4 protein-coding genes and 1 pseudogene are annotated in these 8,458 nt (G+C 59.3%); 3 read left to right on the forward strand and 2 right to left on the reverse strand.

Going from position 1 to position 8,458, the window contains the following annotated elements; all coding sequences use genetic code 11:
* Positions 1–550: 550 nt before the first annotated feature.
* Positions 551–3,085: a two-component system VirA-like sensor kinase gene (locus tag NKH02_RS33500; protein ID WP_352884074.1), complete on the forward strand. Its 2,535-nt coding sequence runs from the start codon at positions 551–553 to the stop codon at positions 3,083–3,085.
* Positions 3,086–3,899: 814 nt separating this feature from the next.
* Here NKH02_RS33500 and NKH02_RS33505 read toward each other — a convergent pair.
* A pseudogene (locus NKH02_RS33505) lies at positions 3,900–4,642 on the reverse strand (oxygen-independent coproporphyrinogen III oxidase); the annotation flags it as partial.
* A gap of 1,047 nt (positions 4,643–5,689) precedes the next feature.
* Between NKH02_RS33505 and NKH02_RS33510 the strand changes: the two are divergent.
* Together NKH02_RS33510 and NKH02_RS33515 are read left to right on the forward strand one after the other, a co-directional pair.
* Positions 5,690–6,388, forward strand: coding sequence for a Fic family protein (locus NKH02_RS33510; RefSeq protein WP_245264324.1), 699 nt, complete (start codon positions 5,690–5,692; stop codon positions 6,386–6,388).
* Positions 6,389–6,411: 23 nt separating this feature from the next.
* Positions 6,412–6,831, forward strand: a complete 420-nt coding sequence (locus NKH02_RS33515; protein ID WP_023737287.1) for a Fic family protein — start codon at positions 6,412–6,414, stop codon at positions 6,829–6,831.
* A 77-nt stretch (positions 6,832–6,908) separates the two neighbouring features.
* On the opposite strand, the gene NKH02_RS33520 is transcribed toward NKH02_RS33515, so the two are convergent.
* Positions 6,909–8,402, reverse strand: a complete 1,494-nt coding sequence (locus NKH02_RS33520; RefSeq protein ID WP_352884077.1) for an NAD-dependent succinate-semialdehyde dehydrogenase — start codon at positions 8,400–8,402, stop codon at positions 6,909–6,911.
* Between the last annotated feature and the right edge of the window lie 56 nt (positions 8,403–8,458).

Here is an 8,458-nt window from a genome sequence, read left to right on the forward strand (position 1 = left end):
CGGTCCAGGCCCGGCGAGTGGGCTTTGAGCAGCACGTGTCCGAGGCGCTCCGGCCGCTGTTCGATGGTCGAGCTGACGAGCCGCCTACCGGTCCAGAGGAGCTTCTGCGACTGGAAAAGGGGTTTCGCGAGGTGCTTCAGCGAGGGCAGGATCATCAAGCCGCCTCGTCTTTTTTCAGCGATCCAAGAATGCCCGCTGGACGGGATGACCCCAAGGGAAGCGTGTCGGACGCTTTCGCAGCAGCCGGCTCTAGGCACGCCGTAGTTGAGGCCGCCGCCCCGCCAGTGTTAGCTGCCAGCCAACAGCAGATCCGGCCCTCGCCAGTTGCGTTTGACCGGCCGGTATCATCCTCGGCTGCTGCAGGCGTGCGCTTGTATGCCCCTTCGATGATCTCTCGGAAGACCAGTTCCGAAAACTGCGATCAGTTGCCCGCCTTGTGCTGCCGCCTCGCCGTCGAGGTCGAAACGCCCGCGAATCAATGGAAGGTCAGCGGGCCATGGGGGCAGAGTGCAACGGTGTCTACACCGCCTGTTTGAGGGGAGAGGTACACTTGGCTTTCCTGTTCCAGCAGCATCCGGCCGCACACCGACGCGATGGGGAGCTAGAATTCAACTCGGACCTTCGCAAGGCACGCACCGCGGCTCAAACGCCGTTCGTTTGGGAAAAATGGCTCAGTACCGACAAAGCTTCTGTAATGGCCCTAGTGGCCTCGGTTGCGCTCTTGGTCGCGATACAGTGGCAAGACCCCCAGATCAACGAGGCGGTCCTAAGCGAACTGCGGACGATTCAGATCAACTACGCATTGCTCCAGCGAGACGTCGCCCGCGCCGACATGGTATTGGACTTCCGTTCCGTTGCTTCTACCGGGCAAGCATTAAAAAGGAACCTTCAAAACTACCAACGCCTTGTTGAGATTTCGCCCAATGAGAGCTCCGGGGTGCACTCCAGGTTGGTTGCACAGCTCAAAAAGTCCCTCGAAAACACAGAAGCTGCCATCTCGAACTCGGCCGCGCAAAATGAGCTTCTGCAAAGCTCTCTCGTACGCTTTGCTCGCTCGGCTAATCGCCTTTGGGGGGGAGTGTCGAACAGGCCTGAATTTTCCAATCTGATCCTTCAATTTTCGGCCAGACCGGGATTCAGCCTCGCATTACAAATCGATCAGTCTCTCCGCCGACTTCCTCCTAGCCAGGACCAAGTCACGGAGGATGTTGCCCGCGAGGGCCGCGCTATCCTGTCCTCAATGTTGAGGTTGGACCGCGCTGTCAATCGGATCCCATCCTTCGACACGTTCGCCAAGGCTGCCGAATTGGAGCGAGAACATCTGAAAGCCTACAGCTTCGCCAGCGCGCAAGCGCAGCGTACACGGCTTTTCTTTGGCTTGGTGTCCATATGCCTCTGCTTGTTTGCGACCATTCGAGCCTCCACGCTGCATGTGCGGACGAACCGGTTGGAAAGGCGGTTAGAGCTTGAAGCGGCGATGAGTGAGATCGAAGCTTGTTTCATCGACAGTCAAGCAACGAAGGCTTCGCGGCGCTTCTCCACCGAAGCGGCGCTTAGACTCATTCAATGCGTTTTCGATGCGGATCAATGCGCGCTTGCTCTGGTGGATCCGAGTATCAGCAGGAATACCGAGTACTTTGTCGCGAACAAGCGCATGCGCGTCTGGAACGCCACGCTAATCCATGAAGTCGTCTCACTTGTACACCCGGAACAGCCAGTGTTTCGCGTCGTTCCGGCGTCGGAAGTGGTTCGGACTGCCGTAGGCACTACCGGTGTTTGTCAAATTGTTGGTTGCCGGGCCTCCGATCAGCAGGCTGCGGTTTGTATCCTTGTTTTTGAAGGAGATCGCTCACCACCCTCCACAGACGACCTCCTGGTTCTGGCGAGCGCTACTGTGCGTTTAGGCAACCATCTTGAAATGCAACGTGTACACACGGAACGTAACCTTTTTGAGAGTCGATGGGAGCATGCGGAAAGGCTGACGGCTGTCGGCACAATCGCAAGCGGCGTTACACATGAATTCAATAATGTTCTAGGAGCAATAGTCGGCTACGCAGAGATGGCTAAAGGTCTTGTGCGTCGCCCCTCGAGAATTCGGGGCCACATCGGCCAAATTATCTTGGCCAGCAACCGAGCCAAACTGATTATTGATCAAATCTTGTCACTAAGCCGAAATCGGAAGCGCGTGACGATGCCTTTCGACGTCTCGGAGAGTGTAATGGATCTCGCGCCATTGCTGCGGGTTACACTTCGTGCGGATGTTCAGTTGAACTTCAAGATCAACGAGTCGCAAACGGTGATCGAGGGCAGCCCGACCGAGATACAGCAGATCCTTATGAATCTATGCAAGAACGCGTCGGAGGCTCTCTTGAATGAGGGCCGTGTCGAGATTAGCGTTTCTCGCGCTCACGTCTGTCAAACGAAGCCCGTGGCTAAGGGCACCTTGAAACCGGGAGATTACGTTCTCCTCTCCATCAGCGACGATGGCCAAGGAATCGCAAGTTCGGTGCTTCCGCATATCTTTGAGCCCTTTTTTACCACGCGCTCTCGCGTCGGCGGGACCGGACTGGGTCTTGCTGCAGTGGACCGCCATGTGAGCGCGCTCGCAGGATGCCTTGACGTCACCTCGGCTGTTGGCCGAGGTACACGCTTCGATCTCTACTTACCGGCCTGCGCTGAGGAGCAGGTCAGAGCTGATAGCGCTTTCGGCCCATGCGATGGATCACTTGGCAACGGAGAAATCATTGCAGTCGTTGACCCCGATCCAGCAGCGTTGGAGATCTACAAGGATAAGATCGCCGCGCTGGGTTATAAGCCGGTCGGCTTCGCGACCTTCGAGAGTCTTTGCGACTGGATCGAGAGCGGGAAGGCAGCCGACCTCCTAATTTTCGATAAAGCGACTTTCCTCGGGCCAGGACAGCCCGAAGCTCTACGTACCACCCTGATGACGGTGCCCATCATCGTCGTTGGTGGAAGCGACCCCATGCCGATCACATCTGGTAATCAGACCTTCGTCCTTTGGCTAGCCAAACCGGTCTCGTCCAGGACGATGGAGCATGCAATTCGTAGGATGATAATGGCATGATGCCGCCGACGCGCTCAGGATACCGAGCTACCGAGGCAGTCGGAGGCGGAGCCGGCTGGGATCCAGCAAATACAAGAGCGTCGGACGATCTCTGCGCACCCGGCTCATGGCGAGTTCCCCTCGAACACCGTCGTCGGCTCCGCCCAAGGAAGGGCTCCCCGACCACGGCAAACCTGCCGCCGTGCTCGTGACCGTCAAGGACAAGTCGCCGCGCGATGGGGTCTGCGGGCCTCCATCCTTGACAAGTCACTGCGCGCTGGCGGCGACAGGCAACGGGTAATATAAGGTCGGGACGAGGAGATGGTCGCCAATCGGTCACGCAAGATGGTTGACGAAATGACTCGAGAGCAAAGCTTGACAATCATCGCCCCATTCACGCCAGACTTCTCCTGTGCGTTCATCATCGGCTACGGCTCCTCGCTGCCCCGACAAGGCTATCGCCGCCCGGCCGGGCAAGCGATATCCCAGGTTCCGACGTGTTCCTTTCATGCTAGATTGACCTAGGCCCCGGCAGGGCGGGAGCATGAGGCTGGGTTCTCGGTCGCGGATCTGTGAGGCAAGCACGGGGTAAGCGACGGCTCGACCCACCATTGGGAAGGCCGGCTTCGGCACGGAGGTGCGGCCTCGGCGTTGAGAGGCATCGGATCGGGTGTAGCAGGACTTTCGAACTAACTGCCGACAACACACTGGATAGGCTGTTCTCGTCGTTCGGTCCAGTTCACCAACGCCTATGTCGACATTTTACGGCGCTTCACTACTAACCGGGCACCGCACGATGGCAGCTCGTTCTCTCCGGCAAAAGATACCCCCTGTGTTAGCTTCCGTGTGTCTGCTTGCCCTCACCTGCGGGATACGTAACGCCATCCCTAAAAGCATCGAATGCGGCAGCGACAGCGCGAATCCCAAAGCGATGCTCCCGCCGTACGCGGACAAAACCGTTTTCGAAGTCCACTATTCCGTCCTTGGCCAGCATCGCCAAACGCTCATCTGAACCGCGAAGACGGATCGGATCAGATCCGTGGGCGACACAGATTGCCGGCACGTCAGCCTCGAAATCGCACATTAATCGCTCGATAATTGCGGCTCGCACGCGGTCGTCGTCTGTGAGGCGATGGCCCTTCGATGTAGCCAGTCGGCCAGCTGCGATGTGCTGGATGTAGGAATCCCGTGTAACTTCGTTTTGAACGTATCCCTGGCCGGTGCGGCCGATAGCCGACGCGCCGAAACCGATCAGGGTTCTGCAGGTGTCAGCCGAGTAGCCCAACGAGTTACGTCGCAGGCGACCTGTTTCATGTGCCAGCGCGAGCTCGTCGTCCGGAAAGGCGAAATGGTCGAGCCCGATCTGTCGGTAGCCGGCGGCAATCAGCCTCACGGCGACAGCCGCATACTGTTCAGCGCGGGCAGCGCTGTCGGGAAGAAATTCCGCCTCGATGGGAGGCGCTGGTTCTTTATTTGGGATGGGATATGCGAGTAGCCGAACAAGGCAAGCCGGTCGGGGCGCATGGCGACCGCTGCCCTCGCCGTCTCGACCCACGACACCACCGTTTGACGCGGCAGGCGTCCCATGGTGATAACAAACCACCTTGCCGCTGAGCTCGCCTGTGTCTTTGCGTTATGCCAGTCCGTTCCGCTTAGATGTCTTGGCTGTTCCCGCCGAGACCTCACGCGCACCGTTTTATTCCCACCATCCCTCCCCGTCAGCTCCGCCTGGGAAATTCTGCCAGCTTGCCGGATCCGACGAGATAATGCAGCGCTGGGACGGACTTTGCTCGCCAGCTAGCGACCGTGGTGATCTCTGCCAAAAGGACGAGGCCATGAACGCGATCGGCGCTAACGGTGGCGGTTTGTATAAGCCTTGGGGTGGGAACTGGGCCTTCTATGCTGGCGCCACATACAAGCTCAACGAGACAACTTCGTTCTACCTTCGGCTCTCCCGGTGACCAGCTCTCAGTAGCGTCGCGGCAAACGTTGCCTATGGGCTTCTTTTCGATTTCACAGCTACGGCGACTCCAAACTCAGCAGTCGGCAAGATGGAAGCTTCCAACGGGAACTGCCCAATGCGAACAAGAAGAGCAGTGTCGGCAGTAATCCTGCGCCTCGAACGCTCATCCTAACGCCGTGAAGCGTAGAGCTCCGAGGTTGAGCAGACCAAGCCCGCAACACGCTCTAAGAAAACGGCGCATACAAGCCATACGAGATTGCAGCCTAGCCTCGGGGCCGGACGTTGTTTCATATCAGACCGGTGGGGATGAAGCCTGCCATCCAGCACCCGGTCAGTTTCAGGTCAAACTTGAACTCCCAGTCGGGTCAGAACGCGATCAACTGGCAGTCCGACGCACTTAAAAATGACAAATGGATCGCCTGCTTTTGGGCCATCCATGGGGAATTCGGGCGCGAGAGAACAAGCTCACACAGCATAAGCGAAGCTCCAGGCGAATCTTGCGCTGGCCGAGGCAGAACCATGTTTAAAGCTGCCTGTTTTCCACCTCGAACCTGTCTGAGTCCGGCCGATCGTCATAGATCGGCCAAAGCATCGGCCAGATGGCTCCCCCAATTACGGTTTGTGCGTAGTTGTCAGTACGATAGGCCTGCCGAACATCGGCCATGATCATCATCGGCAGCATCGATTTGTGTCCAAGCCTGGCGACGTCGGCTGTTTTGGGCAAAAGCCTGCACTCGCGTACCGCAGCCAACCTCGCCCCATCTCGTGCGCATCATGAACACCTACTACAGCAACCTGATCGAAGGCCACGATACGCGCCCGCGCGACATCGAACGGGCGCTGGTCGGAATTTCGATCGAGACGAGAACCGCCGCAATCTGCAGCTCGAGGCGGCCGCGCACGTTCGCGTGCAAGCCGAGATCGACCGCCTGGCTGCCGATGGGCAGTTGCCGGAACCGGCATCGGTAGGTTTTCTTCGATGGCTGCATGCGGAATTCTACCGCGATGCGGAATCGCCCATGCTGACCATCAAGGGTTCCGGCCGTGAGTTCGTCATGGCGCCAGGTGAGTGGCGATCGAAGCCAGAGCATGACGTCGCCATCGGCCGGCATGAACCGCCTTCGAGCGATCGCGTCAACGATTTCATGCAATACTTTGCCATGCGTTATCGCTTCGATAAGCTGGGCAAGGCCGGACGCATCCTGACCATTCCTGCCGCGCATCACCGCTTCAACTACATTCACCCGTTTCCGGACGGCAACGGACGCGTCAGCCGATTGATGAGCCACGCCATGGCCCTCAGGCCGGGGTCGCCGCGCACGGGCTGTGGTCGATCTCACGAGGCTTGGCACGTGGCGTGAAAAGCCGAACGGATTACAAGAGCATGATGGATCATGCCGATATGCCCCGCCAGGGTGATCTCGACGGACGTGGCAACCTCTCCGAACGCGCACTCGGCGATTTTACCTTATGGTTCCTGCAGGCGTGTATCGATCAGGTGAGCTTCATGACCGGACTGTTCGATCTCGACACGTTGGCCAAGCGGCTGTATCGGCATGTGGAGCGCAGTGGTCTGAAGCCCGAAGCCGGCCGCCTCGTGGAGGAAGCGCTCACGCGCGGTGAGTTTGACCGCGGCGAGGCATCCCGTATTAGCGGACTACCCGAACGTACGGCGCGTCGAGTGTTCAATGACGTAATCGCGCTCGGACTATTGGCGTCGGAAACGCCAAAGGGCCCAGTGTCCCTACGCTTTCCGGCGGACGCTCTGGACGCGCTGTTTCCGAAGCTTTTTCCGGAAACGTAAGAGCATAGGGCGCTCACGATCTTAGGTCACTTCTCCTCGGAACCGGAAAGATTTTCACCGGATCACCCGCGGGTTCGTCATTCCGCGTTCTGAGACGCGGGAAAAGCCGGCGCACTAGAGCCGAGGCCGCCGATGCAGACATATTTGGTGTCGAGGTAATCCTCGATGCCCTGATGTCCGCCTTCCTTGCCGAGGCCGGATTCCTTGACGCCGCCGAAGGGTGCCTCCGGCGTGGTGATCAGGCCCTCATTGACGCCGACCATGCCGTATTTCAAACCTTCCATGACCCGGAAGGCACGGCCGAGATCACCGGTGTAGAAATAGCAGGCAAGGCCGAACTCGGTGTCGTTGGCCAGCGCGATGGCTTCCTCTTCGGTTTCAAACCTGAACACCGGCGCGACCGGGCCAAATATCTCTTCCTTCATGAAGCGCATCTTGGGTGTCGCATCGGCGATGACCGTCGGCTGGAAAAACGAACCGCCAAGCGCATGGCGCTTGCCGCCGGCGACGACCTTGCCGCCCTTGGAAGTCGCGTCGGCAATCAGCTCTTCGACCTTCTCGACCGCCTTCTCGTCGATCAGCGGCCCCTGCTGCACGCCGTCATCGAGGCCGGAGCCGACCTTCAGCTCGTTGCTGGCGGCGGCGAGCTTCTCGACGAATTTTTCGTAGACGCCAGCCTGGACCAGAAAGCGGTTGGTGCAAACGCAGGTCTGACCGGAATTGCGATACTTGGCTGTGATCGCGCCGGCGACGGCATGCTCGATGTCGGCGTCATTGAAGACGATGAACGGAGCGTTGCCGCCGAGCTCCATCGACACCTTCTTGACGGTGACCGACGACTTCTGAATGAGAAGCTTTCCGACCTCGGTCGAGCCGGTGAAGGTGATCTTCGACACCAGCGGATTTGCGCAGATCTCATCGCCGATCTCGCTGGCCGAGCCGGTCAGGACATTGATGACACCCTTCGGGAAGCCGACTTCCTCGGCCAGCGCGCCCCAGGCAAGGCCGGAATAAGGCGTCTGCGTCGCCGGCTTGACAACGGCAGTACAGCCTGCGGCCAGCGCCGGGCCGAGCTTGCGGGCAAGCATCGAGGACGGAAAGTTCCACGGCGTGATGGCGGCGATGACGCCGACCGGCTCCTTGGTCACCAGGATGCGGCGGTCCGCCCACGGCGACGGTACGACGTCGCCATAGGTGCGGCGGCCCTCTTCGGCGAACCACAGGATGTAGGACGCGGCCGAGCCGATCTCGCCCCTGGATTCGAACAACGATTTGCCCTGCTCGATGGTCAGCAGTTTGGCCAGCACGTCTTGATTGTCCATCATCGCGTCATGCAGCTTGCGCAGCAGCTTCGAGCGCTCGAGCGCAGTGGTCTTGCGCCATGTCTTGAAGGCGGTGGCGGCGGCCTCGATGGCGCGGCGGGTCTCGGCCTTGCCCGACTTCGGCACGGTGCCGATCTTGAGGCCGGTGGCCGGGTTATTGACGTCGACCGTCTGGCCGCTATCGGCCTGCACCCATTCGCCGTTGATGAGATTGGCCTGCCGCATGAAATGGCTGGTTTTCTGCAGCATGGTCTAGCCTCCGCTCGGCTTATGGTGATCAGGATTCGATATGCTGCGGCTCGCGC

The sequence above is a fragment of the Mesorhizobium sp. M1396 genome, assembly GCF_040317725.1.
GTDB lineage: Bacteria > Pseudomonadota > Alphaproteobacteria > Rhizobiales > Rhizobiaceae > Mesorhizobium.